1 protein-coding gene is annotated in these 297 nt (G+C 51.5%); it reads left to right on the top strand.

Annotated features, from left to right (window positions below):
- Positions 1-177: 177 nt before the first annotated feature.
- Positions 178-297, top strand: a 120-nt coding sequence (locus R0J92_RS22330) for an NIL domain-containing protein (RefSeq protein WP_411053265.1), incomplete at its 3' end; no start/stop codon positions are given.

Consider the following 297-nt stretch of genomic DNA (forward strand, 5'->3'; position numbering starts at 1 on the left):
TGTTGGCACTTCCGCCTCGATTTGCAGAGGCACTTCCTGCTTATACAGATTCGCCGCGTCATCGCTCAAAGAACACGCACTCAGCAACATGATCGCCCCAAAAGCCATCAATGGCCCGTAAAGTTTCTTCATTCCCGCTCCCCCTTTCATGCGTTCAGCCATTTCTTCACTGCCGGTATGCGCTGGATTACGAGTTTATCCATCTCCCATACCCAGCGCGGTGCTTATGGCACGCTGATCCTCCAATTGAAAGGCACTGCCGATGAAATAAGCAAAGCTTTAGCTTTCCTCGGTGCA

The sequence above is a fragment of the Tritonibacter sp. SIMBA_163 genome (genome assembly GCF_046535935.1).
GTDB classification, from domain to species: Bacteria; Pseudomonadota; Alphaproteobacteria; order Rhodobacterales; family Rhodobacteraceae; genus Epibacterium; species Epibacterium scottomollicae.